This is a genomic window from Streptomyces longwoodensis (genome assembly GCF_001514125.1).
GTDB lineage: Bacteria > Actinomycetota > Actinomycetes > Streptomycetales > Streptomycetaceae > Streptomyces > Streptomyces longwoodensis.
The window spans coordinates 230457-256132 of sequence record NZ_KQ948558.1 but is presented as its reverse complement, the minus strand read 5'-3'; the positions used below and the strand labels follow the sequence as shown (position 1 = coordinate 256132).

23 protein-coding genes and 2 pseudogenes are annotated in these 25676 nt (G+C 72.9%); 14 read left to right on the top strand and 11 right to left on the bottom strand.

Annotated features, from left to right (window positions below):
* The first annotated feature begins 23 nt into the window (after positions 1-23).
* From AQJ30_RS25605 to AQJ30_RS39005, 6 genes and pseudogenes are all read left to right on the top strand, one after another.
* Complete coding sequence (locus AQJ30_RS25605; protein ID WP_067238488.1) at positions 24-1652, top strand: sulfite oxidase; 1629 nt, start codon at positions 24-26, stop codon at positions 1650-1652.
* Between the two features lie 119 nt (positions 1653-1771).
* Positions 1772-2431: a fasciclin domain-containing protein gene (locus AQJ30_RS25600; RefSeq protein ID WP_067238485.1), complete on the top strand. Its 660-nt coding sequence runs from the start codon at positions 1772-1774 to the stop codon at positions 2429-2431.
* A gap of 210 nt (positions 2432-2641) precedes the next feature.
* Positions 2642-3826, top strand: coding sequence for an NAD(P)/FAD-dependent oxidoreductase (locus tag AQJ30_RS25595; protein WP_079084296.1), 1185 nt, complete (start codon positions 2642-2644; stop codon positions 3824-3826).
* The gene (locus AQJ30_RS25590; RefSeq protein ID WP_245727114.1) at positions 3820-4572 is read left to right on the top strand and encodes a DUF1365 domain-containing protein; all 753 of its coding nucleotides are present in this window, start codon (positions 3820-3822) and stop codon (positions 4570-4572) included. Before AQJ30_RS25595 ends, AQJ30_RS25590 begins: the two co-directional genes overlap by 7 nt.
* Positions 4569-4896 (top strand): annotated as a pseudogene (locus AQJ30_RS39010) (SAM-dependent methyltransferase); the annotation flags it as partial. The gene AQJ30_RS25590 and the pseudogene AQJ30_RS39010, both read left to right, overlap by 4 nt.
* Positions 4885-5166: pseudogene (locus tag AQJ30_RS39005) on the top strand (DUF1295 domain-containing protein); the annotation flags it as partial. The pseudogenes AQJ30_RS39010 and AQJ30_RS39005, both read left to right, overlap by 12 nt.
* 60 nt (positions 5167-5226) lie before the next feature.
* Here the strand turns inward: AQJ30_RS39005 and AQJ30_RS25580 are convergent.
* Entirely contained in the window at positions 5227-5595 is a 369-nt protein-coding gene (locus AQJ30_RS25580) for a hypothetical protein (protein ID WP_067238480.1), read from the bottom strand.
* Between the two features lie 203 nt (positions 5596-5798).
* Here AQJ30_RS25580 and AQJ30_RS25575 point away from each other — a divergent pair, with 203 nt between their 5' ends.
* The 3 genes from AQJ30_RS25575 to AQJ30_RS25565 all read left to right on the top strand — a co-directional run bounded on the left by AQJ30_RS25575 (position 5799) and on the right by AQJ30_RS25565 (position 7654).
* Positions 5799-6230, top strand: a complete 432-nt coding sequence (locus AQJ30_RS25575) for an ATP-binding protein (RefSeq protein ID WP_067238477.1) — start codon at positions 5799-5801, stop codon at positions 6228-6230.
* A 123-nt stretch (positions 6231-6353) separates the two neighbouring features.
* The gene (gene sigK / locus AQJ30_RS25570) at positions 6354-6920 is read left to right on the top strand and encodes an ECF RNA polymerase sigma factor SigK (RefSeq protein ID WP_067238476.1); all 567 of its coding nucleotides are present in this window, start codon (positions 6354-6356) and stop codon (positions 6918-6920) included.
* Positions 6917-7654 carry an anti-sigma factor gene (locus AQJ30_RS25565; RefSeq protein ID WP_067238473.1) on the top strand — a complete coding sequence of 246 codons (738 nt, stop codon included), beginning with the start codon at positions 6917-6919 and terminating at the stop codon, positions 7652-7654. Before sigK ends, AQJ30_RS25565 begins: the two co-directional genes overlap by 4 nt.
* A 3-nt stretch (positions 7655-7657) precedes the next feature.
* Here the strand turns inward: AQJ30_RS25565 and AQJ30_RS25560 are convergent, their stop codons facing one another.
* Positions 7658-9361 carry a purine-cytosine permease family protein gene (locus AQJ30_RS25560; protein ID WP_067238471.1) on the bottom strand — a complete coding sequence of 568 codons (1704 nt, stop codon included), beginning with the start codon at positions 9359-9361 and terminating at the stop codon, positions 7658-7660.
* Positions 9362-9594: 233 nt separating this feature from the next.
* On the opposite strand from AQJ30_RS25560, the gene AQJ30_RS25555 reads away from it, so the two are divergent.
* The gene (locus AQJ30_RS25555) at positions 9595-10515 is read left to right on the top strand and encodes a serine hydrolase (RefSeq protein WP_067238470.1); all 921 of its coding nucleotides are present in this window, start codon (positions 9595-9597) and stop codon (positions 10513-10515) included.
* Between the two features lie 95 nt (positions 10516-10610).
* On the opposite strand, the gene AQJ30_RS25550 is transcribed toward AQJ30_RS25555, so the two are convergent.
* From AQJ30_RS25550 to AQJ30_RS25540, 3 genes are all read right to left on the bottom strand, one after another.
* Entirely contained in the window at positions 10611-10895 is a 285-nt protein-coding gene (locus AQJ30_RS25550; RefSeq protein WP_067238467.1) for a DUF4190 domain-containing protein, read from the bottom strand.
* 173 nt (positions 10896-11068) lie between these two features.
* Entirely contained in the window at positions 11069-11359 is a 291-nt protein-coding gene (locus tag AQJ30_RS25545; protein ID WP_067238462.1) for an STAS domain-containing protein, read from the bottom strand.
* Entirely contained in the window at positions 11359-15552 is a 4194-nt protein-coding gene (locus tag AQJ30_RS25540) for a SpoIIE family protein phosphatase (protein WP_067238460.1), read from the bottom strand. The genes AQJ30_RS25545 and AQJ30_RS25540 overlap by 1 nt, the downstream gene beginning before the upstream one ends.
* A 300-nt stretch (positions 15553-15852) precedes the next feature.
* On the opposite strand from AQJ30_RS25540, the gene AQJ30_RS25535 reads away from it, so the two are divergent.
* The 3 genes from AQJ30_RS25535 (at position 15853) to AQJ30_RS39855 (ending at position 17793) form a co-directional block, all read left to right on the top strand.
* A complete protein-coding gene (locus tag AQJ30_RS25535) occupies positions 15853-16215 on the top strand; it encodes an STAS domain-containing protein (RefSeq protein ID WP_067238457.1) in 363 nt (120 codons plus the stop codon).
* A 109-nt stretch (positions 16216-16324) separates the two neighbouring features.
* A complete protein-coding gene (locus tag AQJ30_RS25530) occupies positions 16325-17218 on the top strand; it encodes an MEDS domain-containing protein (protein ID WP_067238455.1) in 894 nt (297 codons plus the stop codon).
* Positions 17215-17793 carry an MEDS domain-containing protein gene (locus AQJ30_RS39855; RefSeq protein WP_067238452.1) on the top strand — a complete coding sequence of 193 codons (579 nt, stop codon included), beginning with the start codon at positions 17215-17217 and terminating at the stop codon, positions 17791-17793. The genes AQJ30_RS25530 and AQJ30_RS39855 overlap by 4 nt, the downstream gene beginning before the upstream one ends.
* 46 nt (positions 17794-17839) lie before the next feature.
* Here AQJ30_RS39855 and AQJ30_RS25520 read toward each other — a convergent pair whose 3' ends face one another.
* From AQJ30_RS25520 to AQJ30_RS25510, 3 genes are all read right to left on the bottom strand, one after another.
* On the bottom strand, positions 17840-19285 hold the full coding sequence (locus AQJ30_RS25520) for a PP2C family protein-serine/threonine phosphatase (RefSeq protein ID WP_079084294.1): 1446 nt from the start codon (positions 19283-19285) through the stop codon (positions 17840-17842).
* Between the two features lie 183 nt (positions 19286-19468).
* Positions 19469-20065, bottom strand: a complete 597-nt coding sequence (locus AQJ30_RS25515; RefSeq protein ID WP_067238450.1) for a TetR/AcrR family transcriptional regulator — start codon at positions 20063-20065, stop codon at positions 19469-19471.
* An 8-nt stretch (positions 20066-20073) separates the two neighbouring features.
* Entirely contained in the window at positions 20074-20655 is a 582-nt protein-coding gene (locus AQJ30_RS25510) for a sugar O-acetyltransferase (RefSeq protein WP_067238703.1), read from the bottom strand.
* A gap of 153 nt (positions 20656-20808) precedes the next feature.
* Here AQJ30_RS25510 and AQJ30_RS25505 point away from each other — a divergent pair, with 153 nt between their 5' ends.
* Positions 20809-21090, top strand: coding sequence for a hypothetical protein (locus tag AQJ30_RS25505; RefSeq protein WP_067238447.1), 282 nt, complete (start codon positions 20809-20811; stop codon positions 21088-21090).
* A gap of 156 nt (positions 21091-21246) precedes the next feature.
* On the opposite strand, the gene AQJ30_RS25500 is transcribed toward AQJ30_RS25505, so the two are convergent.
* The 3 genes from AQJ30_RS25500 to AQJ30_RS25490 all read right to left on the bottom strand — a co-directional run bounded on the left by AQJ30_RS25500 (position 21247) and on the right by AQJ30_RS25490 (position 25671).
* Positions 21247-22161 carry an aldo/keto reductase gene (locus AQJ30_RS25500; protein WP_245727112.1) on the bottom strand — a complete coding sequence of 305 codons (915 nt, stop codon included), beginning with the start codon at positions 22159-22161 and terminating at the stop codon, positions 21247-21249.
* A gap of 63 nt (positions 22162-22224) precedes the next feature.
* Positions 22225-23190: an alpha/beta hydrolase family protein gene (locus AQJ30_RS25495; RefSeq protein ID WP_067238439.1), complete on the bottom strand. Its 966-nt coding sequence runs from the start codon at positions 23188-23190 to the stop codon at positions 22225-22227.
* A gap of 87 nt (positions 23191-23277) precedes the next feature.
* On the bottom strand, positions 23278-25671 hold the full coding sequence (locus AQJ30_RS25490; protein WP_067238437.1) for a glycoside hydrolase family 2: 2394 nt from the start codon (positions 25669-25671) through the stop codon (positions 23278-23280).
* Positions 25672-25676 lie beyond the last annotated feature (5 nt).

Genomic DNA, 25676 nt, shown 5'->3' with positions numbered 1-25676 from the left:
GCGGGCAGGACCGGATTCCCGGCGTGAGGGATGAAGAGAAGGACCAGCGAGTACGGCCAGGGTGGCCACGCCTGGCGCTGGGTGCGCTGAGCGGAGTGCTGGCCGGCTTCACCGCGCTGGCGGTGGCCGAACCGGTGGCTGCGGCCGTGCGTCCGCAGTCCAGTCCGGTCATCGCGGTGGGCGGGGCGTCCATCGACGCGACGCCCGCCGCGGTCAAGGACTGGGCGGTCCGCCACTTCGGCACCGACGACAAGCTCGTCCTGCAGCTCGGCATCCTCGCCGTGCTGACGGTGCTGGCCCTGGCGTTGGGAGTGCTGGCGGTGCGGTACCGGCGGGTCGGAGCCGCCGGGGTCCTTCTCTTCGGAGCCGTCGGGGCGGCAGCCGCGGCCGGCCGGCCGGATTCCACCGGCCCCGCCGACGCGCTGCCCTCCGTCGTGGGCGCCGTGGCGGGGGCGCTGCTCCTGTACGTGCTGGTGGGGCGCCTGACCGCGGTGGGGCGGCCGGCGGCGCCGGCATCCGACCCCGCCGGGGGAACGGGAGACGGACTGTCCGTGCCCGCGGGCTGGGACCGGCGGGGATTCGTCCTCGCGGCCGCATCCGCGGCAGCGGCCTCGGCTGCCGTGGGCACGGCCGGCCGGACCCTCACCTCCTCGCGCGGCCAGGACGCGATCGCTTCCCGCAAGGAGGTCGTGCTGCCGTCGCCCGGGTCCCCGGCGCAGCCGGTCCCCAGGAGGGCCGGGCTGCGCATCCCCGGGGTCAGCCCCTTCGTCACGCCCAACGCGGAGTTCTACCGGGTGGACACCGCCCTGGTGGTGCCCCAGGTGGACGCCACCGCCTGGCGGCTGCGGATCCACGGCAAGGGCGTGCGACGGCCCGGCAGTTACTCCTTCGACGACCTGCTGCGCAGGGAGCTGGTCGAGCGGGACATCACCCTGACGTGCGTCTCCAACGAGGTCGGTGGCCCGTACGTGGGCAACGCCCGGTGGATCGGCGTACGACTGGCCGACCTGCTCGCCGAGTGCGGAGTGAAGCCCCCGTCCCGGGGCGGGCCGGCGGACCAGCTGGTGTCCAGGTCGGTGGACGGCATGACGATCGGCACCCCCGTCGAGGACGTCATGGACGGCCGCGACGCCCTGCTGGCCCTCGGCATGAATGGCGAGCCGCTGCCCTTCGACCACGGCTTCCCGGTCCGCATGGTCGTCCCGGGCCTGTACGGATTCGTCTCGGCCTGCAAGTGGATCAAGGACATCGAACTCACTACGTTCGCCTCCTACGACCCCTACTGGGTCAAGCGCGGCTGGGCCCGCAAGGCCCCGGTCAAGACCGCTTCGCGGATCGACACCCCCAAGCCGTTCGCCCGTCCCAGGGCGGGCACGGTGATGGTCGCCGGGGTCGCGTGGGCCCAGCACCGGGGCATCGACAAGGTCGAGGTCCGCATCGACGACGGCCCCTGGCGGGAAGCCGACCTGGCCGCCGAGGACACGCGCGACACCTGGCGCCAGTGGTCACTTCCCTGGCAGGCCACCAAGGGCGGCCACACCCTCACCGTCCGCGCCACCGACCGCACCGGCGCGGTGCAGACCGACAGACGCACCCGCACCATCCCCGACGGCGCCACCGGATGGCACTCCGTCGTCGTGACCGTGGACTGACTCGCCCGACCCCGGCCCAGCCGCCGGGCCCTCCCGAGCACCCCCGCGGCCCCCGAACCACCTGTCCGCACCACCTGGAACGCAGCGCACCCCCGCTGCACTCACCACTGGAGATCATGATGAACACCCGTATCCGTCGTACCGCCGGTCTCTTCGCCGCGGCCGCCGTACTCCCCCTGGCCCTGACCGCGTGCTCCAGCGACAGCAAGGACTCCGACACGTCCGGCTCGTCCGGCAAGGCGTCGGCGTCGGCCACCCAGGGCGGCGACGACATGGGCGGCTCGACGGCCTCCGCGAGCATGGACCAGCCGTTCGGCCCCGCGTGTTCCGCCGTGCCGAAGGACGGCGCCGGTTCCTTCGACGGCATGGCCAAGGACCCGGTCGCCACCGCGGCCTCCCACAACCCGGCCCTGTCCACGCTGGTGTCCGCCGTGCAGAAGGCCGGCCTGGTCGACACCCTCAACAACGCGCAGGACATCACCGTGTTCGCGCCGACCAACGACGCCTTCGCCAAGATCCCGAAGGCGACCCTCGACAAGGTCCTGAACGACAAGGCGCAGCTGACGAAGATCCTCACCTACCACGTCGTCGGCCAGAAGCTCACTCCGAAGGACCTGGAGAACGGCTCCTTCGACACGCTGGAGAAGTCGAAGCTCACGACGGCCGGTTCGGGCGAGTCCTACACCGTCAACGACTCCGCCAAGGTCGTCTGCGGCAACGTCAAGACCGCCAACGCCAACGTCTACATCATCGACACCGTCCTGATGCCGCAGAGCTGACACCACCGGGAGCCGAGGACGCACGCCCCACCCGGCCGCCTTGACGGGAGCGGCCCGGGCGGAGTGCGTCCTCCCAGCGGGGCATCCGCCGGGCCCTACCGGCAGGGCCTGGCGGATGCCCCTCGCCAGAGGGCCGGTCGGCGGACCCCACGGCCCGCCGGCCGGCCCTCTGAGCATGCCGTTCACCCGTCAGGGGAGGGAGACACCACCATGGAGAGACCGTCCGACGCCGCGTCGAGCGCGCCGGCCGCCCGGACACGGAGCCCGCACCGCACGGCACCCCGCACGGCCGTCATCGGCAGCGGAGTGGCGGGGCTGACCGTCGCGCACATCCTGAGCACGTCCCACGACGTGACCCTGTACGAGGCCGACGACCGGCTCGGCGGCCACGCCCACACCCACGACCTGACCGCACCCGACGGCCGTACGCACCGCGTCGATTCGGGGTTCATCGTGCACAACCGCCGCACCTACCCGAACCTGTTGCGCCTGCTGCGCGAACTCGGCGTGGCCACACAGGCGTCGGAGATGAGCATGTCGGTCCGCTGCGAGGGCTGCGGACTGGAGTACGGCGGTGCCCGCGGCCCGCGCGGACTGCTCGCCCGGCCCCGCAACGCCCTGCGCGGCGCGTACCTGCGCATGCTGGCCGAGGTGCCGCGCTTCCACCGCGCCGCCCGACGCCTCCTGGACAGCGGGGCCGACGACACGCTGACGCTCGGCGCCTTCCTGGACCGGGCCGGATTTTCACCGGTGTGGCGGACCGTGACCGGCGGCTCGCGCACCTACGTCGACCGGATCGCCGCCGGCCTGCACGAGGTCCGCACCGGCACACCCGTACGGTCCGTGCTCCGGCACACCGACGGCGCGGAGGTGACCGCCGCGGACGGCACCACGGCCCGTTACGACCACGTCGTCGTCGCCACCCACCCCGACCAGGCGCTGCATCTGCTCGCCGACGCGACACCGCAGGAGAAGGAAGTCCTCGGCGCCTTCCGCTACGCGCGCAACACCACCCTGCTGCACACCGACACCTCCCTGTTGCCGCGGGCGGGCGCGGCCCGCGCCTCGTGGAACTACCTGATGCCCGCCTGTCGGGCCACCGCCGACCGGGTCCGGGTCACCTACGACATGAACCGGCTGCAGCGCCTGGACGCCGACCGGGCCCACCTCGTCACCCTCGGCGGCCAGGACCGCGTCGACCCCGCACGGGTGCTGGCCCGCATGACGTACGAACACCCCGTGTACACCCCCGAGTCGGTCGCCGCCCAGCGCCGCCTGCCGCACCTGACCACCGCCGTCACCGCGTTCGCGGGTGCCTACCACGGCTGGGGGTTGCACGAGGACGGCTGCCGCAGCGGCGTGCAGGCCGCCGCCGCCCTGGGGGTCAGGTGGTGACCGCGTCCGGCCGGCCGGCGGGACCGCCCGCCCTCTACCCGTGCACGATCACCCACGTGCGCCGGGCCCCGCACCACTACGCGCTGCGGCACCGCACCTACCTGTGGCTCGTCGACCTCGACGACCTGCCCGTCCTGCCGCGCCCCGTCCGGATGCTCGCCCGCTTCCGTGCGCGTGACCACTTCACGGGCCGTGCCCCGACGATCAGGGCCGCGCTCGACGGCTTCCTCGACGAGCACGGGGTCGACCTGCGCGGCGGCCGGGTGCTGATGCTCGCCCACGCCCGGATCCTCGGGCACGTCTTCAACCCGCTGTCCCTGTACTGGTGCCACGGCCCCGACGGCGTCCTGCTCCGCGTCGTGGCGGAGGTCCACAACACCTACGGCGAACGCCACGCCTACCTGCTCCACCCCGACGCGGCCGGCACCGCGCAGGCCGCCAAGGACTTCTACGTGTCACCGTTCCACCCGGTGGACGGCACCTACGAGATGCGCCTCCCCCCGCCCGGCGAGCAACTGCGCCTGTCGGTACGGCTGCAGAGACCGGGCAGCCCGCCCTTCACGGCGGCCGTCCACGGCCGGCGACGCGACACGACGGTCCTGTCCCTGCTGTGCCTGGCCCTGCGCCACCCCTGGTCGACCCTGCGGGCGTCGGCCGCCATCCGCTTCCACGGCATCCGCCTGTTCCTGCGGGGCCTGCCGGTGCAGCCGCGCCCGGGCCGCCGCACCCCGAAGAGAGCCTCATGACCACAGTCGAACCCCGTCCCGTGACCCGCCCGCGCCCCCGCGAGCACCGGGCCCTCCCCGTCGATGCCGGGCGCTGGCCGGACGTGGCCACCGTGCCGAGGGCGTCCTGGCCGGTACGGGCCGTCACCCGGTCGGGTCGGGTTCGGTGAGTCGTACATGGCGGGCGAGTGGGACGCCCCGGACCTGGTGGGAGCGCTCACCGTGCTCGCCGCCCACGCCGCCGACCTGGTGCCGCCACCGTTGCAGCGGCTGCGCGACCTGTGGGCGCAGCGACAGCCGGCCGCGCAGCGCAACACCCCGGACGGCTCGCGCAGCAACATCAGCCGCATCATGAACCGGGGACTGTGGCGGCTGACCCGGCACCCCAACTACTTCGGCGACTTCTGCGTCTGGTGGGGGCTGTTCCTCATCGCCTGCGACGGGGGCTGGCGGGCGGCGGCGGTGTCCGTCGCCTCGCCGCTGGTGATGAGCGTCCTGCTGATCAGGGGAAGCGGGAAACGGCTCCTGGAACGGCACATGGCCGCGCGCCCCGGGTGGGACGCGTACGCCGCCCGCACCAGCGGCTTCTTCCCCCGGCTGCCGCGCCGGAGCTGATCCGCGGGCGGGCTGCCGCGGTGACCCGGGCCACCGCGGCCCCCCGTGGTGCCCGCGCGGTCAGTGGTGCCGGCAGTCCCAGTGGCCCTTGACCCAGTGGTGCTCCCAGTGGGCGGGCACGTAGACCCACTTGTAGGAGTAGCTGTCCTTCCAGTAGCCCTTGTGCCACGTGCCGTGGTGGTCGTAGTGGCCGGGGTGCCAGGTCTTGTGGTGGACCGGCTTCTTCTCCCAGTGGGCCTTCACCCACTTCTTCTCCCAGTGGCCCTTGTGCCACTGGCACGCGTCGTGGTGCTGGGTACCGCTGACGACGGATGCCGGCGCGGGTGCGGCGCTCGCGGTGCCCGCCAGGCCGACGGCGGCACCGCCGGCCAGGAGGCCCGTCGTGGCCGCTCCCGCCAGCAGTCGCCGCACTCGTATGGAGGTACGCATCGCTCTGTCTCCTTGGCGGTGGTCGGATGCTTCCCCGGCTCACGGGCCGGATGCGAGGTATTCGAAGCGGGCGTCGCGACGGATGACGGCGGGACGAAGAAACTCCGCCGCCCACGTGCCCGACGGCCTCCATCCGCCGATACCTCGGCTACGAATCCCCTGTGCCCCCATCCGCCCGAACGGCCGTACCCGAGGGAGCCGTCATGTCGGCCACAGCACCGTCCCCCACCGCCCCGCGCCATGCCGTCGACCTGCCCCGGGGCCTGCACACACCGGCCGTCGCCCGTCACATCACGCAACGCTGGCTCGAGACGGCCGAGCAGACCCACCGCCTCGACGACGCGGTACTGATCGTGTCCGAGCTGGTGACCAATGCCGTCCGCCACACCGGAGCGTCCTGCCGGCTCGCGCTCAGTCTGCAGAACGGCCGGCTGGACATCGCCGTCGCGGACCACAGCGAGGACCTGCCCGAGATCGACCGGCACGCGGGCCGCACGGCGTACGGCGGCGGCTTCGGCATGAACATCATCGAACAGCTCGGGGGAGACATGACCGTGGTCCCCGGGCTCGGCGGCAAGACGGTGCACGTCGTCCTGCCCCTGCGCCCCGGGTCCGACGCCCGGCGAAGCGAGTGACACCGTGCCCGTCACCCCCGTGCCACGGCCGTCCTGCACCGCGTGGCCGAGGATGGAAGAGTCGGGCTCGTCACGCGCTGCGGGTCCCGCCGGACCGCGGCGCACAGCATGACGGGAGTGGGCATGCTGCACAGGTCCGGACCGCAGGACAGGGCCGAGGAACTGCTGGTCCGCGTGGCCCGCGGCGACAAGGACGCGTTCGCCGGGGTCTACGACGCCTTCTCCCGCGCGGTCATGGGCCTGGCGTGCCGGATCCTGCGGGACCCGGCGCAGGCGGAGGAGGTGACCCAGGACGTCATGATCGAGGTCTGGCGCACGGCGGACCGCTACGTCCCCGAGCGGGGGTCCGCCAAGGCCTGGGTGCTCACCCTGGCGCACCGGCGGGCCGTGGACCGCGTGCGCGCCGCCCAAGCCGGCACCGAGCGCGAACAGCGCGCCCGCGCGCTGCTGCCCGAGGGCGCCTTCGACGTCGTGGCGGAGACTGCCGAACACCATGACGAGCAGCGGCGCATCTACCGCTGCCTCGCTTCGCTGTCGCGCAGTCAGCGCGTCCCCCTGGTGCTCGCCTACTACCAGGGTCTGACCTACCTGGAGGTGGCCCACGCCCTCTCCGCCCCGGTGGGCACGATGAAATCCCGCATGCGAGCTGCCCTGCGGCAGCTGCGGGCCTGCATGGAGGCCGGCAGGTGACAACCGAGGAAGACCCGCACGAGGCGCTCGCCGCCTACGTGCTGCACGCCCTGCCACCGGCCGAGGAAGCGGCGTTCGAGACCCACCTCGCCGGCTGCGCCACCTGCCGCGCGGAACTCCCCGCGCTCCGCGAGGTGGTCGCCGAGCTGGCCGCCGCCGGGAGCGCCCCGGTACCGGAGCACCTCCGCGCCGCCACGCTGGAGGCCATCACCCGCGTGGACCAGGAAGGCGCCGTCCGGCCGACCCGCACGGCAGGACGCCGGAAGCCGGCCCTCCTGCTCGCCGCGAGCATCGCGGCGGCCGTCCTCCTGGCCGGGACGACGGCGTGGCAGTACACCGAGGCCGAGCACGCCCGCACCCAGGCGGCCCAGGCCCGCTCCTCGAGCCAGGCGCTCACGGACCTCCTCGTGGCACCGGACGTCACCGTGCACACCGCCGAGCTCGCCGACGGAGCGAGGGGAGCGGTCGCCGTCTCCCGGGGCGGACGCAAGGCGGTCTTCGCCGCCCAGGGCCTCCCGGCACCGGGCAGCGGCAGGACCTACGAGCTCTGGTACGCCTACGGCAGCGGCGACCTGCGCCCTGCCGGGCTGGTCCCGGGGGACGCGCGCCACGCCGCCCACGTGCTGGAGGGCCCTCCGGACGACGCGGTGGCGGTGGGCATCACGCTGGAGCCGGCGAGCGGCTCGGAGCAGCCGACCACCAAGCCGCTGGGCATCATCCCGATCACGTCGTGACCCTCAGTCCGCGGACCGTACGGTGGGCGGGGCGAGGGCGACCGGTCCCGGGCCGGATCCGCTCCCGCTCTTGCAGGAGTCGTGGCAGTCCTTCTCCAGGCTGCAGCACAGGGAGCAGATCGCCCCCGCGTGGAAGGGGCAGTTCGCCACGTCCGGACGCTCGAAGTCGGTCGTGCACACGGTGCAGGTGAGCAGGGCCGCGGAGGGCAGGCCGTCAGCGGCGAGCAGCGGCTCCTCGAGGTCGTCGACGCGGGCGATGTAGTACCTGCCCTTCGTGAGCACCGCGAACAGCGGTGAGAGGACCATCGCGAGGAACAGGGCGATGAAGGGGGAGTACGCCTTGCCGTAGTCGCCGAACGCCTCGAAGTAGGCCGCGATGGAGACGGCGGAGGCGATGAGCATGGAGCCGAAGCCGACCGGGTTGAAGTGGTGCAGGTGGGCGCGCTTGAACTCGATGTACGAAGGGCTGAGCCCCAGCGGCTTGTTGATGACGAGGTCGGCGACGACCGCGCCGATCCAGGCGATCGCCACGTTGGAGTAGAAGCCGAGGACGGTGTTGAGGAAGCCGAAGACGCCGCCCTCCATCAGGGCCAGCGCGATGCCGACGTTGAGGAAGATGTAGACGACGCGGCCGGGGTGGCGGTGGGTGAGCCGGGAGAAGAAGTTCGACCAGGACAGCGAACCGGAGTACGCGTTCGTCGAGTTGATCTTCACCTGGGAGAGGATCACGAAGAACGTGGCCAGGCCCAGCGCGACGGGCGCGGCGAAGGTCTTGAACCCGTGGACGTACTGCTGGATCGGCTCGTTGGCCTTGGCCAGTCCCACGCTGCCGGCGATGTAGAAGGCGAGGAAGGCCCCGCCGATCTGCTTGGCCGCGCCGAGCACCACCCAGCCCGGGCCCGCCGAGAGCACCGTGGCCCACCACTGCCTGCTGTTCTGCGGCGTCTTGTCGGGCATGAAGCGCAGGTAGTCGACCTGCTCGCCGATCTGCGCGATCAGCGACAGGGCCACGCCGGCCCCCGCGCCGATCCCCAGCATGCTGATGCCCGAGCCGGTGGGGGAGTTGCCGGCGAAGTGCGTGAACTGCGAGAACCTCTCCGGCTCCTGCACGGCGATGGACACGAACGGCGCGACCATCAGCACCAGCCACACCGGCTGCGTCCACACCTGCATCTTCGACAGCGCCGTCATGCCGTAGATCACCAACGGCAGGATGATCAGCGAGCAGACCAGATAGCCGACGGCGAGCGGGATGTGCAGCCCCAACTCCAGGGCCTGCGCCATGATGGAGCCCTCGAGGGCGAAGAAGATGAAGGTGAAGCTGGCGTAGATGACCGAGGTCAGCGTGGACCCGAGGTAGCCGAAGCCCGCGCCCCGCGTCAGCAGGTCCATGTCGATGGAGTACTTCGCCGAGTAGTACGAGATCGGGATGCCGGTCAGGAAGATGACCACCGCCGCGGCCAGGATCGCGACCAGGGCGCTGGAGAAGCCGTGGGAGATGGCGATCGAGCCGCCGATGGCGAAGTCCGCGAGGTAGGCGATGCCCCCGAGCGCCGTGGTGGCCACCACGTAGGGGGACCAGCGGCGGAAGGACTTCGGCGCGTAGCGCAGCGAGTAGTCCTCCAACGTGTCGTTCTGTGCCCAGGTGTTGTACGTCCGTCCGCCCGTGGTCGCCGGCGGTGCTTCCCGGTCGATGATCTCCGTCACGGCATTCCCTCTTCCCAGCCCTGGGGACGACCCGGGTGACCCCGGGTGGTTGCACGGAAGAGTCACGCCGCACTGTTTCCCGGGCGTTTCTCTTCCTTTGCAGCAGAGGTCTTTAACCGGCCTTTATGCGACGCGCGGAGCTGCGCGCCGACCCCAGTTGATCGGGTCAACTGCCGTACTGCGAACATGCGTACCCACAGGACGTCCGACCAACGTCACAGGGGGAACCTTCCATGAACCACCGGATATCGCGCCGGACCGGGGCGCTCACGACCACCCTCGGTGCGGCGCTGCTCGTCGGTGCCACCGCCCTCCCGGCCGCGGCGGCACCGACGGCCGCCGTCCAGTGCACGTCCGCCACCGCCGGCCTCGCCGAGAAGCTGACCAAGGACATCACGGCGGCCCTCGCGAACCGCCAGGGCACCGTCGCCCTCGGCGTGTACGACCGCTCCACCGGCACCACGTGCACCCTCAACGGCACGACGGCCTTCGACTCGGCCAGCACCGTGAAGGTCACCGTGCTCGCCACGCTGCTGTGGGACGCGAAGAAGACCAACCGGTACCTGACCGACACCGAGGCCGACCTCGCCAAGGCGATGATCACCGCGTCGGACAACGACGCCACCAGCACGCTGTGGAAGCAGCTGGGCGTGGCGAAGATCCAGGGCTTCCTGACCGCGGCCGGCATGACGAAGACCGTGCCGGGGGCGGACGGTTACTGGGGCCTGACCCAGGAGAACGTCGAGGACGAGCAGAAGCTGCTCAAGCTGATCACCGCCAAGAACACCGTGCTGAGCGACAACTCCCGCGCCTACATGCTGAAGTTGATGGGTCAGGTCGTCGCGGACCAGCGCTGGGGCACTCCGGCGGGGGCGCCGTCGTCGGTCGCCGTGCACGTGAAGAACGGCTGGCTCCAGCGCTCCACGCACGGCTGGCGGGTGCACAGCCTGGGCACCTTCGACGGGGCCGGCCACGACTACATGATCAGCGTGCTGACCCAGGACAACAGCACCATGGACTACGGGGTCACCACGATCCAGAACGTGGCCAAGGCGGTCCACAAGGCCCTGGTGCCGGCCACGCCGGGCGTCACCCGCTACACGCCGACCGACTCCCCGCGCGAGGCGTTCGTCGCCGTCCCGCCGCGCGGCTGACACCACCGGCCGCACCGGCCCGGTAAACGACACGTGCGGGTGTGCACCCGGTGGTTCCGGGGTGCACACCCGCACGGTTCGTGGGGCGGGGGGCGTCAGCCGCCCACGTACCAGCTCATGCCGCCGTTGGCCGCGACCGCCAGCAGGACGAAGAACAGGACGACGTCGATGACACCGAGCACGAGGCCGGCCGTCGCCATGCCGGCGCCGTTCCTCGCGCCGGCCTGACGCCGGGCGATCACACCGAAGACGATCGCCAGCGGGCCGAGGACGATGTTCAGGAAGAACAGGCCGACGATGCCGCAGCACAGGCTTGCGATCGCCAGGCCGTTCGTGCGCGATCCGGAGGACGCGGCAGAGGGGGTGCCGTAACTCGTCATGGAATACTCCCGGTTGCCGATGGCACGGACCGAACGGGCCGCACTCTCCTTGCTCTTGACTTGACTCCCGGATGCCCCTTCGGGGCCGTCTCATGTCAAGCATTCGTCAAGTCCGGTACGGTGCGGGCCCGCACGCGGTGCGCCAGGAGGTCACCGGGACAGCGTGCGAGCCCTCAGTCGATGCCGTGCACGGTGGTCAGGTCGCTCAGCCCCGACACCCTCAGGACCGGCGCCAGCAGGGGAGTGGCGATCAGCTCCAGCCGGTCGGCGTGGGCGAACAGCACGCTCAGCCCGGCGCTGTCGAGGTACTCGACGTCCGTCAGGTCCAGCACGAGCGGGCCCGCGGTGGTGGAGAGGGCGTCGGCGAGCGCGTCGATGTTGCTCATGTCGATCTCTCCTGAGACGGCCAGGTGGTGCGTGCCGTCCGGTCGCCGGCCGGGGACGAGCGTGAGCGGGGTGGTCATCAGGCGATCCTCGTGTGCAGGTGGACGGTGGTGCCGGCGGCGCCGGGATTGACGGTGACCTGCTGCATCAAGGAACGCATCAGGGTGAGGCCCCGGCCGCGGTGGGCGTTGAGTTCGGGTTGCGGGGCCTTCCAGCGGCCGGTGTCGGTGACGGTCACGCGCAGGTCCCCCACGAAGGCCTCGGCGCGCAGCCGCACCGTCTCCCCGGGGGCGTCCCGGTGGCCGTGCTCGATCGCGTTGGCACACGCCTCCCCGGCCGCCACCAGGACGTTCTGGACGGTGTGCGGCGGGAGCTGGCACTGGGCCAGCCAGTTGCGCAACGCCTTGCGCACGGGGGCGAGTTGGGCCGACTCGGCGGGGAAGGCCACGTCCAGCGGCGCGGGGTGGCGGTACAGCAGCAGCGCGACGTCGTCGTCGTAGCCCCCGGCCGGGGCCAGCCGCGTCATGATGCGGGTCGCCAGGTCGTCGACGGCCGTGTCCCGGCCGTCCTGCACCGCCTCGCTGGCCTGGTCGATGCCCGCGGTCAGCGGACGGCGCCGGCGCTCGACCAGGCCGTCCGTGTACAGCAGCAGCGTGCCGCGGGCCGGCATGACGTACTCGGCCTCGGGACGCTCCCTGCCCGGCCGCACCGCGAGGGGCAGCGAACGCCCGTCCTCCAGCAGATGGGTGGTGCCGTCCGTGTGGGCGAGGATGCCCGGGGGGTGCCCGGCGCTGGAGTACGTCAGCCGCCCGGTCTCCGGGTCCAGGACCCCGCAGAACACGGTCGTGCACAGCGCCCCGGGCACGGTGGCCGCGAAGTAGTCGAGCGCCATCAGCGTCTGTGCGGGGCTGGCGTCCTGCAGCAGCAGCGCCCGGCAGGCACTGCGCAACTGCCCCATCACGGTGGCCGCTTGAAGGCCGCGCCCGACGCAGTCACCGACCACGATGCCGATCCGCCCGTCGGGCAGCGCGATGGTGTCGTACCAGTCGCCGCCGACCTCGAGCGGCTGGGTGGCCGGCTCGTAGCGGACGGCGAAGCCCTCGGGCAGGTTGGACGGGCCGAGGATGGCCCGCTGCAGGGCGATGGCGGTCTCGCGCTGCTGGTCGATCTGGTGCGCCCGGGTCAGACCCTGGGCCAGGTGCCCGGCCAGCAGCGTCAGCAGGAGCTGGTCCTCCTCGGTGAACGGCCGCTGCTCGCCGAGGTCGATCCACACCACCATGGGCCCGGTGGGGTGCTCGACGGTGATGCCGGCCCCGGTGGACTGCGGCAGGGAGGTGAGCGCCGGCTGCCGGCGCACCTCGCCGATCGCCGTGCGCCGCTCCGCCGGGAGGTCCCGCCAGGCCGAGGTGTCGGTGCTGGTGAGGGACGGCTCCGCGCCCCCGTCGAACACGGCGGCCAGGACGGACCGGGCGCGCCACAGTGTCTGGAGCTCCTCCAGCGCGCCGGAGAGGGCCTCGGGCAGGCTGGTGGCCCGCGACAGCCGGGTGCTCAGCGAGGCCAGGGCGCTCTCGCGCTGGATCGCGTAGTGCTCGGCGGTGACGTCGCGGAAGGTGCCGACGGTGACCCGGCGCCCCGAGTCGGGGTCCTGGGCGTGCGCGAAGCTGGCGGTGACCCACACGCGGTGGCCGTCGCGGTGCGTGACGGGGATGGTGTACGAGCCGCGGCGGTCGCCCAGGAGCTGGCCGAACGCCTCGCTGACCGCCCGGTGCGCCTCCGGGTCGCCCTGCTCGTCCGGCCACCAGGGGTGGACCGGCGGGTACGGCAGGCCCTCGGGCCCATAGCCGAGGATGTCGGTGAACGCGGCGTTGATCTCGATGACGGCGCCCTCCTCGTCGCAGACGAAGAAGGCCTCCTGCAGGGAGTCCACGAGGGCGTTGCGCCAGCGGGCGTGGTGGGTGCGCAGCCGGGCGAGCTTGACGTTGGCCTCGACGCGGGCGAGCAGTTCGGCGGCGGCGAACGGCTTGACGAGGTAGTCGTCGGCGCCGGCCTGCAGCCCCTCGATGGACGCCTCCTGCCCGGCGCGGGCGGACAGCAGCAGCACCGGCAGGGAGGCCGTGCGGCTGTCGCCGCGCAGCGCGGCCACCAGCTCCAGGCCGTCCATGCGGGGCATCATCACGTCACTCACCAGCAGGTCGGGGGGGTCGCGCCGGACGGCCTCCAGCGCCTCGCGGCCGTCGGTGACCGCGTCCACGTGGTAGCCGGCGCCGGCCAGGAGACGGCCCAGGTACTCGCGCATGTCGGCGTTGTCGTCGGCGATCAGCACCCGGGCCGGCAGGCCCACGTCGGCGGGGCGGCCGGCCGTGACACCGTCGGGGAGGATCTGCTCCTCGGGTGCCCCGGACCGCCGGTCCGCCGTGCCCTGGGGCAGCCAGCGCAGGGCCTCCTGGAGGTAGGGGTCCGCGCTGCTCACCCCGGCCGGCACGGTGGCCCCGGCCGCGGGCGCGACGGCGTCCGCCGGCAGGTGGGCGCCGCCGAACGGCAGGCGGATGGTGAAGGAGGTGCCCCGGCCCTCGGCGGACCGGGCGGTGATGGTGCCCCCGTGCAGCGTGACGAGCTCCTGCACCAGGGCCAGACCGATGCCGCTGCCCTCGTTGGAGCGGGAACGGGCGTTCTCGATGCGGTGGAACCGCTCGAACAGCCTCGGTACCTCCGCGGCCGGCACACCGACGCCGGTGTCCTCGACGGTGACCATCGCCTGGCCGTCCTCCTCGCCCACCGTGACGCTCACCGAACCGTCGAAGGTGAACTTCAGGGCGTTGCTGAGGAGGTTGAGGATCACCTTCTCCCACATGTCGCGGTCGACGTGGACCGGACGGCCCAGCGGGCGGCACTCGACGTGGAACGCCAGGCCGGCCTTCTCCATGGCGGAGCGGAAGACACTGGCGAGCTCGGCGGTGACGGCGGCCAGGTCGACGGGCTCGTAGCGGGCCTGCATGCGGCCGGCCTCGATGCGGGAGAAGTCCAGCAGCGTGTTGACGAGCTTGCTCAGCCGCAGCCCGTTGCGGTGGATGATGTCCAGCTCGCTGACGGCCCACGGGTCGTCCGCCAGCCGCCCGCGCAGCTCCGCCAACGGACCCATGATCAGGGTCAGCGGGGTGCGGAACTCGTGGCTGATGTTGGAGAAGAACGTCGTCTTGGCGCGGTCCAGCTCGGCGAGCTCCTCCGCGCGCTGCTGCTGGGTCTCGTAACTGCGGGCGGAGCCGACGCCGGACGCCAGGTGCCCGGCCGTCAGCTCGACGAAGCCGCGGTAGCCGTCGTCCAGGGCCCGGTAGCGGTTGAGGCCGGCCACCAGGAAGCCGTAGGGGGCGTTGCCCTGCTGGAGCAGCGGGACGACCAGCGCCTGTCGCGGCGGCAGTTCCCAGTCCCCCGTCGGCAGGTCGGGCAGGTCGCTGAAGCGTCCGTCCTCCAGGTCCACGACGGCCGTCCCGCCACCGGCGAGTTCCGCGGCCGGCCACAGGGCGTCCGCGTCCCCGGTGCCCAGCACCGGGACGCCGAGCGGATGGCCCTCGGGCACGCCCGTGGAGCCGACGAGCCGGGAGGAGCCGTCCTCGCGGAACAGGTAGGTCAGCGTGAAGGGCAGGTCCCTGTCGTTGCGGGCGAGCTGCCGTCCGGCGAACTCCAGCACCTCCTGCTCGGTGCGGATCACGCTCGGGTCGGAGCCCAGGTCGCGCAGGGTGGCCATGCGCCGCTCGCCGATGACCCGCTCGGTGTCCTCGCTGACCACGCAGAGCATGCCGACCACGGTGTCGTGGTCGTCGCGCAGCGGGCTGTAGGAGAAGGTGTGGTAGCTCTCCTCGGTGTAGCCGGAGCGCTCCAGGAACAGCAGCAGGGCCTCGTCCCAGGTCGCCTGCCCGGTGGCCAGCACCCGGTCGATGCGGGGACCGATGTCGTCCCAGATCTCCGCCCACACCTCACTGGCGGGCCGGCCGAGCGCCCAGGGGTACTTGCGGCCCAGCGTGTCGCGCCGGTAGGCCGCGTTGCAGAAGAAGGTCAGCTCCGGGCCCCAGGCCATCCACATCGGGAACCGGGACGACAGCAGGATGCTCACCGCGGTGCGCAGGCTCTGCGGCCAGTTGACGGGCGGCCCGAGCGGAGTGGACGCCCAGTCCACGAGGGCCAGGTCGCGGCCGATCTCCCGGTCGGCGGCGAACACCTCGGTCCCGTCGGCCCCGGCTGCCGGCCCCTCGTGCTCAGTTCCCCCCGAGTGCGTCATGCCACGCCCTCCCGTCCACGCGGATCACTGTGCTCTCCTGCCGCTCGTACTGGTCGGGACGGGCCGCGACGCCCTCGGCCCGCAGCACCGGCTCCTGCGAGGCCGTACGACTCCGTAGGATAATCCAGCTGATCCGGGTACCCGACCTGCGTGGGCGTGGACCGGTGCAGCCCGGCCGCCGTGCAGCGGCAGGGCGCGGCGTGTGGTCCGGCCTCGTCGACGAAGAGCAGCAGCCGCGGAGCAGGGGTACGTACCGGGTACGTGGCCAGGCCCGCAAAGCCCCCCACAGGAGAACGATCGGTGACCGAGACAGAGCGCACTCTGACCATCACGCAGCAGTCCGATCCCCGCGGAGCGCTCGTGGTGCGCGTGGACGGGGAACTGGACCACCACACCGCGCCCGAACTACGTCACGCGCTGGCCGAGATGTCCTTCGGCGCGGACACCCCCGTGATCATGGACCTGTCGGGTCTGGAGTACTGCGACTCCACCGGCCTGACGGTGCTCATCACGAGCTACCACCTGGCCACCTCGGCCGGCACCACGCTGAGCATCGTGGGCCTGAACCCCGATCTCACCCGGGTGTTCAAGATCGCGGGCATCGACCTGGTCATCCCCCTGCACGCCAGCGTCGACGAGGTGCTGGAGCCGACGCAGGCCTGAGGGGGACGGCCTGGCGGGGCGCGTCGGCACGTCGGTAGGATGCCCCCTCCGGGCGGTGGGCCGAGGTCGGCCGCCCCCGTCCAACACGTCGGGGAGCGGTGGGGCTGAGGTGGCCGCGGACACGTGCAGGGACCTGCTGGTGCAGGACATCGGGCGGGGCGACCACGTCTGCCTGGCGTACGACGACGACGCCGAACAGCGGCACGTCCTGTCGCACTACCTGGCCGACGGACTGCGGCAGGGCGAGCGGGTGCTCTACTTCGCCGACCGGAACGCTCCCGACGAGGTGCTGGGCTGGCTCCGTGCGGTCGGCATCGACCCCGGGCCCCTGGTCTCCCGCGGGCAACTGGCGGTCACCACCGCGGACGACAGCTACCTGGCGTCCGGCACCTTCGACCCCGACACCATGGTGGCGGTGCTGCGTCAGGAGGTCACCGCGTCCCTCGCGGCGGGCTGGACCGGGTTCCGCGTGAGCGGGGAGATGGGCTGGGCGCTGCGGGGGGTGCCCGGCGCCGACCGGCTCGCCGAGTACGAGACCAAGGTCGACGCCGTGTTCGCGGAGGGCCGGTCCTCCGCGATCTGCCAGTACGACGCCCGTCTCTTCGACGCCGGGCACCTGCACGCGTTCGACCGGTGCCACCCCTCGGCCGCTGAGCTGCGCCCCCTGTACGAGGACGCCCAGCTGCGCCTGGTGCCCGCCTTCCGTTCCGGCCGCCACGCGCTGCGGGTCGTCGGCACGGTCGACCACCGGAGCACCGCCCCCCTGGCGGCCGCGCTCGAGACCCTCCTGGACCGGCCGGGCGACCTGTACGTGGACATGGCGGAGCTGGAGTTCATCGACCTGGCGGGCGTCCGTGCCCTCGCGCACGCCGCCGACCGGATGGCCGCCGGCCGGCGCCTGCACGTCGTCCACCTGGCTCCCCTGATGGCCCAGGTGGTGCGCCTGGTGGGCTTCGACGACATCCCGGCGCTCAGCGTCGACACCGCGGAGGACCCCGCGTGACGGCTCCCGCCCCGCACCGCCCCCACGGGGGACTGACGCACCAGGGCCTGGTCTACGGCAGCGACGAGGAGTTCCTCGCCGCTACGGTCCCCTTCTGCCGGGAGGGCCTCACCCGCGGTGACGCCGTGCTGGCGGTGACCACCGGCACCAACATCGGGCTGCTGCGCCGCGCCCTCGCCGATGTCAGCGGCCAGGTCGAGTACGTCGACGCGCAGGACTGGTACCACCACCCCGGCGCGACGCTGGGCGCGTACCACCGCTACGTCGACCGATGTACGGCCACCGGCGCGCACCAGCGGGTCCGGGTGATCGGCGAGCCCGTGTGGCACGGCCACGCCGTCCAGCACGGGGACGGCGCCGGGCGGCTGGTCCTGCGGCGGTGCGGCCCGCACATCGTCGCCGACGTCATCAACACCGGTGAGGCGGAGGCCGCCTGGTACCTCGGCCACCTCCCTCCCGACCCCCGGCAGCCGCGCGGCCACGGCATGTGGGCCGTCCGCCACCTCTGCGACCTGCTGGAAGTGCACACCGACCAGGAGGTGACGACGGTCCGCCTGCACATGGGCCTGGACTGACCCCGTCAGCTGCCCGCCGCGGCGCCTCTTGAAGAGGCCCTGGCAGTCACCCCGCGCGGGGGACCGGCCGGACCCCGGGCACGGACATCGCGAGGAGCGCCACGTCGTCCTCGGCCCCTTCCAGCGTCTGGGTCCGCAGCAGCTCGACGGTGGCGTCCACCAGGTCCGCCGCCCCGCCGGCCGCCGGACGGGCCGCGAGGAACGCCTCCAGCCCCTCCCAGCCGAGCCACCGGTCGGCGCCCGTGCGGACCTCGGGCAGGCCGTCGGTGTACAGCAGCAGGGTGTCGCCGGGGTCCAGGCGCAGGGCGGTCGCGGCGAACCGGGCCTGCGGGAACGCCCCGACGAGCATGCCGCCGGCCGGCCGCACGGCCTCGACGACGGTGGGCGTGCCGGTGCCCCCCGCGGCGTCGGCGGGGCGCAGCCGGTAGGCCGGGGGGTGCCCGCCGGTGGCGAGCCGGACGTCGAAGCCGCCGTCGCCCCGCGCGGTCAGCGTGCCGACGACGGCCGTGCAGAAGCGGCTGCCGGCCGTGACGTCCTCCAGGAGCGCCTTGTTGAGCACGTCCAGGACCGCGACGGGGTCGGCGGTGTGCTGCGCGGAGACCCGCAGGGTGTGCCGCACCAGCGAGGTGAGGGCGGCGGCCTCGGGACCCCTGCCGCACACGTCCCCGAGGAAGAAGGCCCACTCGCCGTCCCGCAGGGCGAAGAGGTCGTAGAAGTCGCCGCCGACCTCGTGGGCGGAGGCGGTGTGGTAGTGGCAGGCCAGCTCGAGGCCCGGCACCGTCGGCAGGGCGGGCGGCAGCAGGGTGCGCTGCAGGGCGGAGGCGAACGCGGCGACGGACGAGGCGTCCCTCTCCGCCCGGATCCGCGCCTCGCGCTCCACCCCGGCCAACTGCTCCTTGGCGGCTGCGCGTTCCCGCTCGTCCCGGACGGCCTGCAGGGCGGACAACCGGAGTTCGAGCTCGTCCATGACGATGTCGGCGAGCTCGGTCAGCAGCGCGGTGTCCTGCGGGCTGATCGAACGCGGCACGGTGTCCAGGATGTTGAGGGTGCCCAGGCGGTGCCCGTCCCGTGTCACCAGGGGGGCCGCCGCGTAGAAGCGGATCCCGAGCGACCCGGTGACGAGGGAATTGCCCCGCGCGACGTCGTCCAGGAGGGTGTCGGGTATGACCAGGGCGCCGTCCCCCAGCACCGCCGACGCGCACAGCCCCGGGTCACGGCCGATCTCGCGGACGCCCTCCAGGCCGTGCGCGGCCTTGAACCAGATGCGGTCCACGTCGACGATCGTCACCGTCGCCAGCGGCACGTCGAACAGACGCGCGGCGAGCGCGGCGATGCGGTCGAAGGCACCGTCGGGCGGGGTGTCGAGGATGTCGTAGCGGCGCACCGCCTCGATGCGTGCCGCCTCCACATCGGCCGCCGCCTCCCGGTCGGCCGCCGCGGACGGGGGCACGAGGCGCGGGGAGACCTCGCTCTCCCACGCCCCCTCAGTCATGCGTCACCCGCCTCGTCAGCGAGCGGGCGGCCTCACTCGTGCGTGCGGAGTGGTGCGCCTGGGCACGCCGACCCGCTGCCGAGGGGGGGAACTGGAGCGCGAGCAGCGCCACTTGCCTCTCCCACGTCGTCGCCTGACGGCCGGTCGGACGTCAGATAGTTGTCGCCGGACAAATATATCGCCTTACGGTGGGGAGTCGCCCGTGGCGGGGCCGGTGGAGCCGCGCGGCGCGTACGGGCCGGTCGTGGTGATGCGGGTGACGGCCTCCAGGGTCAGCGCGCGGTCGTGGGGCTCGGTGGCCAGGGCCCGATGGAGGGTCAGGCCCTCGATGAGGGCGTCGAGTTGGCGGGCCGTGTCCGGGTCGAAGTGCCGTTCGAGGTGGACGCGGCTGCGGTGCATCCACGCGTGCGTCAGCTCCCGGTACGCGGGCCGGCGGGCGGCGAGGGTGTACAGCTCCTGGGCGAGGACGAGGTCGCGCCGACTGCCCTCGGACAGGACGTGCACCAGGTCGGCCACGGCCCGGCGGGCCTGGTCGGGGTCGGCCGGGCCGGCGAGGTGGGCGTCGAACACGGCGGCGATGTGGTCCGTGAACCGGCCGAACGCCTCGCGCAGCAGGTCGTCGATGCCGTCGAAGTGGTACGTCATCGAACCCAGGGGAACGCCGGCCCGGGCGGCGATCCTGCGGTGGGAGACACGGGCGATTCCCTCGTCGGCGATGAGGTCGAGGGTGGCGTCGAGGATGCGGTCACGACGCCATGGGTCGGTGTGTCCGGTGGCCATGACACCTCCTAGAGGTGCCGCACCGGCCGGGCCGGGTTGCCGACGGCGACGACGTTCGGGGGGACGTCCTTGGTGACGACGGAGCCCGCGCCGATGACGGAGTTGTGCCCGATGGTGACGCCCGGCAGCACGATGGCGCCGCCGCCGAGCCACACGTTGTCGCCGATCGTGATCGGCCGGGCGGCCTCCAGCTTGTCGCGCCGCGGACCGGGCTCCAACGGGTGCGTGGGGGTCAGCAGTTGGACGTTCGGGCCGATCTGGCAGTCGGCGCCGATGAAGATGTCCGCGACGTCCAGCGCGGTCAGGTTGTAGTTGACGAAGGTACGGGCGCCGATGCGGATGTTGCTGCCGTAGTCGACGTACAGCGGGGGCCGCACGTGCGCCTCCTCGCCGAGCGCGCCGAGCAGTTGGGCCAGCAGGGGCCGGGCGGTGTCCGCGTCCTCGGCGTAGGCCGCCTGGTAGCGCGCGGCCAGCCGGACGGCCTCCTGCTGCCTGCGGGCGATCTCGGGGTCGTCGGCGATGTAGAGGTCGCCCGCCCGCATGCGTTCCAGGTTCGTGCGCGGGTCACCCGCGAAGTGGTCGGTCGCCATGCGTACGATCGTACCCACCGGGCGTACGATCGTACGCTCCGTTCGGTGGCCCGGGCGTGACCTGCGGCGGAACGCCGTTACCCGGGCCGGGCCGTGGGCGTTCTCCCAGCGGCGCCACCTCCGGCGCCGGACGAGACGAACGGAGCGATCTTGATGCGTGGGACGAAGCTGGGAGCGGTCACGTTGCTGGCCGGCGCCGCGATGCTCGGCGGCGGTACGACGGCCATGGCGGCCCCGCAGCCGGCGGACGCCGCGACGAGCGGCCTCGCCGGCATCGCCGCGCCGGTCGTCGGCGAGCCCGTGGCCGAGGCGGTCGGGGCGGTCGGCGAACCGCTGGTCGAGGCGCTGGTGCCGTGCCCCGCCCCCTGGGCCGGACCGGGCATCGACATCAGCGAGCAGTACCTCTCCTGCGTGAGCGGCGCGCTCGCCGACTGACCGCGTCGGCCGGGCGCCCGGCGGTCCGGGGCCCCGTGCGGCACTGCGCGCTGCTCGGCCCCCGGGCCCCCGCCGCCGGGTCAGCGGTGCTTGACGCCCGGCCGGGCGCCCGGGGCCAGGGTGGGCCCGGTGACGGGGACGTCACCCAGGGCCCGTTCACGGCCGCGAGCAGGTCGTCGGACAACTCCACCCCGGAGGCGGCGGCGTTGGCGTGCACCTGCTCGGGCCGGGAGGCACCGGTGATGGCCGAGGCGACCTCGCCGCGGCGCAGCACCCAGGCCAGCGCAGGGTCGGCATGCTCATCCCCGCCTCCTCGGCGAGCGGCACCAGGCGCTGGACGGCCTCCAGGGTGACGTCGCTGTAGACAAGGTCCTGCGACACCGCCATGTCCGCGCTGGCGAACCGGCTGCCCTCCGGCACGGGCTGCCCCGGGCGGTACTTCCCGGTGAGGACGCCCTGGGCGAGCGGGGACCACACGACCTGCGAGATGCCGTGGGACGCGCACAGCCCGAAGACCTCGGCCTCCGGCGCCTGCCACAGCATCGAGTACTGCGGCTGGGAGGAGACGAACAGGTCCGGTCCTGCGACGTCGAGGGCGGCGCGGATCTGCTCCGGCGTCCACTCGCTGAACCCGATGCAGCGGGCCTTGCCCTGGTCCACGACCTTCTGGAACGCCTCCACCACGTCCTCGACCGGGACGCCCGGGTCGAAGCGGTGCGCCTGGTACAGGTCGACGTGGTCGGTCCTGAGCCGGGTGGGGGACGCGTCGATCTGCCGCGCTATGTGCGCCGGCGCCAGGCCCTGGTCGGCCGGGTCGTCCGACATCGGGAAGTAGACCTTGGTGGCGAGGACGTAGGAGTCGCGGGGGTGGGCCGAGAGGATCTCGCCCCACGCGGTCTCGGCGGCGCCCCGGCCGTAGGGGGTGTCGAAGAAGGTGATGCCCGCGTCGAACGCCGCTTCGGTGCAGGCCCGGGTCCGGTCCGCCTCGATGCCGCCGGAGTAGGTGAGCCAGGACCCCAGCGAGATCTCGGAGACCTCGAGGTCCGAGCTGCCCAGTGTGCGGTAACGCATGTGGCTCCCCAGGGGTCGCGGTCGTGTGTCGCCTCGGACCCCGGGTTCCGGGGAAGGCGCGGCCTACTTCGACTCGACCCGGCCCACCGCGCCGTCCCCGGTCGTCAGGGCCTCGCTCGCGGTGCGCCAGGCGGGGTCGCCCGGCTGGAGCCGGCTGCGCAGCCAGGCCGAGGTGAGCCGGCCGAGGGCGGCCACCCGCCCCGGGTCCTCGTCGGTGGTCTCGGCGGCGTCGTACCCGGAGATCCCGCCGAGCAGGTGCCCGGCGCCGAAGAGGGTGAGCAGCGTCTTGGGCGCGGGGGCGAGCCGGTAGGGGTCGGCGTGCCAGTCGGGCCCCACGTCGGTGAAGTGCCGGGAGTCGTCCTCGTCCCCGGCGACGACCAGGGCGGGTGTGGTCATCGTGGAGAAGTCGGTGGACCGGAAGAACGGCACCGCCCCGGCCATCGGCCCGGTGAGGACGTCGCCGCCCCTGCCCGGCGCGGCGAGCAGCACGCCCGCGCCGATGCGGGGTTCGCTCAGGTCCACCACCTCGCCGGTGTCCGGGTCGGTGGTCCGGGCGCCCAGGAGCAGGCTCGCGGTGTGACCGCCGAGCGAGTGCCCGGCGACCGCCACCCGGTCGTGGTCGACGCGCCCCGCGAGCTGCGGCACGGTCTTCTCGATCTCGTCCAGCCGGTCGAGGAGGTCGCTCATGTCCCGTGCGCGGGAGCGCCAGAAGAACGGCGCGCCGGGGGCGCCGGCCAGCCGGTGGCTCAGGGTGCGGGAGCTGAGGTGGGTGGGCTGGAGGACGACGAACCCGGCCGCCGCCCAGAGCTGGGCGAGGGGCGCGTACCCGTTCAGCGAGGAGAGGTGGTGCGAGCTGCCGTGCCCGTGCGAGAGCAGGACGACGGGCAGCGCGGTCCCGGTCACCGGCGCGGTGACCCGGACCTCGAGGTCCACCGGCCGCCCGGGCACGGACAGCACCACCGGGCTGTACGACAGCACGGGCCGGGTGGCGGCGGCGGAGGGGGAGATGTGGGCGGTGGGTGCGCGCATGGCGAGGAGATCCCTTCGAAGCGGAACATCGTTCCGGTAGTATCCGGAGCGACGTTCCGCTTTGTCAAAGGTTCCTGCTCACCGGGGTCACGGTGCCCAGGCATCTGCCACGGCCCAGGTGGTGTCCTCGGTGAAGGACGCCGGGTTGTCCCAGGCGTGGGCGCCCCCCGGGGTGGCCAGCCACAGTTCCGCGTCGATGTGGCGCAGGTACTGGCCCGGGAAGTTCGACGCCATCAGCCGTACGCCACCGCTGCCGGGCACCGCGCACCAGGTGGCGTCCGCCCGGAACAGGTCCGAGCCGTCGCTCGGGTCCTTGCGGACGCGGAAGTCGCGGTGGCGCAGGTACTCGCCGGGGTAGTTGCGCGACTCGAAGGAGTAGCAGGAGGAGTCGGCGAGGCCGGGCACGATCCGCCAGGTGGCGTCCTGCTTCAGCAGGTCGGTGCTGGAGCCGTTCACCACCTCGGTGTAGCCGAGCCCGTCCCGGTGCCGGGCGTAGCGGTCGGTGAAGCCGGGGGTGGTGACCCGCAGCGACTTGTACGCGCCGGTCGGCAGGGTGACGCGCGGTGCGGGGTTGCGCGAGGCGTCGATCAGGGCCTGGTTGGCCGCCCTGACCCGGGCCTGGTCGACCTTGACCACCTGACGGTCGTACGTCAGCAGGCCGTTGGCCTCGTTCTCGACGTCCGTGATCTCCGTGTAGACGGACGCCGACAGGCCGGCCGGCATCTGCTGGAGTCGCAGGGCGTCCAGAAGGCCGGTCAGGCGGTCGTTCAGCCGGGCGGTGGTGGCCTGGTCCTCGTAGCTGAACCCGCCACCGGGGTACCACTCGTGGCCGGTCACCCGGTATCCGAGCCCTCCGTACTCGCCGAGGACGGCCGCGCGGGTCGCGGTAGGCGGGGTCACGCCCGGGCCGACGTACACGTGGTGGTCGATGACGTCGCCGTTGCCCCCGTCCACGGCGCCGCAGCAGTTGACGCCGCTCATGTTGTCCACCAGCCGCGAGGGGTCGTACGCCTTGATGTCGGAGGCGATGCGGGCCTGGTCGTACTGGCCCCAGCCCTCGTTCTGGTCGACCCACAGCACGAGCGCGGGGGAGCTGCGGTGCTGGTCGACGACGCGGTGGAACTCGCTTTCCCACTGGGTGCGGGCGGCGGCGCCGGGGGTGCGCAGGTCCATGGCGGGCATGTCCTGCCACACCAGCAGTCCGAGCCGGTCGGCCCAGTAGAACCAGCGCTGCGGCTCGACCTTGATGTGCTTGCGGACCATGTTGAAGCCGAGGTCCTTGTGCTTCTGCAGGTCGTACCTCAGGGCGTCGTCGGTGGGAGCGGTGTAGATGCCGTCGGGCCAGTAGCCCTGGTCGAGGGTGCCCGTCTGGAAGACGAACCTGCCGTTCAGGACGGGGCGCAGCACGCCGTCGACTTTCGCGAGGGCGATGGAGCGCATGCCGGTGTAGCTGCCCACGGAGTCCACGGTCGCGGTGCCGGCGAGCAGGTCGGCCCGGACGTCGTAGAGGTACGGGTCGTCGGGCGTCCACAGGTGGGGTGCGGGCACCGGCACGGTGAAGGTGCTCCCGACCGGTCCGGTGGCGGTGCCCACGACGGTGCCGCCCGCCGAGACCGTCACCCGTGCGGTGTGCCCGTTGACCCCGGCGCCCAGGACGGTGACCCGGAGGGTGCCGGCCGTCGGGTCCGGCACCAGGTCCAGGCGCGTGAGGTGCGCCGCCGGGGTGGGCTCCAGCCACACGGTCTGCCAGATGCCCGAGGCGGCGGTGTAGAAGATGCCGCCCCCGGGGTGCGGGGTGACGTCGTTGACGCGCTGCTTGCCGATGGCCTGGTCGCCGTTCTGGGTGGGGTCCCAGACGGAGACGACCAGGGTGTTGGTGCCGGAGGTCAGCAGGTCGGTGATGTCGTAGGAGAAGGCGTCGTAGCCGCCGCTGTGGGGGGTGCCGGCCTGGCGCCCGTTGACCCAGACCGTGGTGCGCCAGTCGCTCGCGCCGAAGTTCAGCTGGACCCGCCGGCCGCTCCAGCCGGCCGGGACGGTGACCGTGCGCCGGTACCACAGCCGGTCGTCCTGGGTGATCTTGCGCTGGACGCCCGAGAGCGCGGACTCGGCGACGAACGGCACGCGGATCTGTTGCGGCCACACGGACGGCTGGCCCGCGTCCGCCGCAGTCACCGCGAAGTCCCAGAGGCCGTTGAGGTTCAGCCAGTCGGAGCGGGTGAGCTGGGGGCGCGGGTACTCGGGCAGCGGGTGGTCGACCGGGACCTGCGCGGTCCAGGGCGTCGTCATGGGGGAGGGCTTGGGGGTCCAGGCGGCGGCCTGCGCGGCAGCCCTGTCGGTCACGGCGGTCTGCGCCGCGGCGCTGCCGGCCGAGACCGACGCGGCCCCGCACAGCAAGGCCAGGGCGGCGAACAGGGCCGCCGCGGTGGAGCGCAGGGTGCGGGGGCGGGCGGTGTGCGGGTCCGGCGGCGGTGACGAGCCCATGGGCT

What these genes read in the sequence shown, in the direction of transcription:
- AQJ30_RS25495 (WP_067238439.1), bottom strand. Translation starts at nt 23,190, where the DNA reads ATGCGCGCACCCACCGCCCACATCTCCCCCTCCGCCGCCGCCACCCGG.
- AQJ30_RS25540 (WP_067238460.1), bottom strand. Translation starts at nt 15,552, where the DNA reads ATGACGCACTCGGGGGGAACTGAGCACGAGGGGCCGGCAGCCGGGGCC.
- AQJ30_RS25555 (WP_067238470.1), top strand. Translation starts at nt 9,595, where the DNA reads ATGAACCACCGGATATCGCGCCGGACCGGGGCGCTCACGACCACCCTC.
- AQJ30_RS25520 (WP_079084294.1), bottom strand. Translation starts at nt 19,285, where the DNA reads ATGACTGAGGGGGCGTGGGAGAGCGAGGTCTCCCCGCGCCTCGTGCCC.
- AQJ30_RS25580 (WP_067238480.1), bottom strand. Translation starts at nt 5,595, where the DNA reads ATGCGTACCTCCATACGAGTGCGGCGACTGCTGGCGGGAGCGGCCACG.
- AQJ30_RS25595 (WP_079084296.1), top strand. Translation starts at nt 2,642, where the DNA reads ATGGAGAGACCGTCCGACGCCGCGTCGAGCGCGCCGGCCGCCCGGACA.
- sigK (WP_067238476.1), top strand. Translation starts at nt 6,354, where the DNA reads ATGCTGCACAGGTCCGGACCGCAGGACAGGGCCGAGGAACTGCTGGTC.
- AQJ30_RS25545 (WP_067238462.1), bottom strand. Translation starts at nt 11,359, where the DNA reads ATGACCACCCCGCTCACGCTCGTCCCCGGCCGGCGACCGGACGGCACG.
- AQJ30_RS25505 (WP_067238447.1), top strand. Translation starts at nt 20,809, where the DNA reads ATGCGTGGGACGAAGCTGGGAGCGGTCACGTTGCTGGCCGGCGCCGCG.
- AQJ30_RS25600 (WP_067238485.1), top strand. Translation starts at nt 1,772, where the DNA reads ATGAACACCCGTATCCGTCGTACCGCCGGTCTCTTCGCCGCGGCCGCC.
- AQJ30_RS25490 (WP_067238437.1), bottom strand. Translation starts at nt 25,671, where the DNA reads ATGGGCTCGTCACCGCCGCCGGACCCGCACACCGCCCGCCCCCGCACC.
- AQJ30_RS25510 (WP_067238703.1), bottom strand. Translation starts at nt 20,655, where the DNA reads ATGGCGACCGACCACTTCGCGGGTGACCCGCGCACGAACCTGGAACGC.
- AQJ30_RS25500 (WP_245727112.1), bottom strand. Translation starts at nt 22,161, where the DNA reads ATGCGTTACCGCACACTGGGCAGCTCGGACCTCGAGGTCTCCGAGATC.
- AQJ30_RS25550 (WP_067238467.1), bottom strand. Translation starts at nt 10,895, where the DNA reads ATGACGAGTTACGGCACCCCCTCTGCCGCGTCCTCCGGATCGCGCACG.
- AQJ30_RS25575 (WP_067238477.1), top strand. Translation starts at nt 5,799, where the DNA reads ATGTCGGCCACAGCACCGTCCCCCACCGCCCCGCGCCATGCCGTCGAC.
- AQJ30_RS25515 (WP_067238450.1), bottom strand. Translation starts at nt 20,065, where the DNA reads ATGGCCACCGGACACACCGACCCATGGCGTCGTGACCGCATCCTCGAC.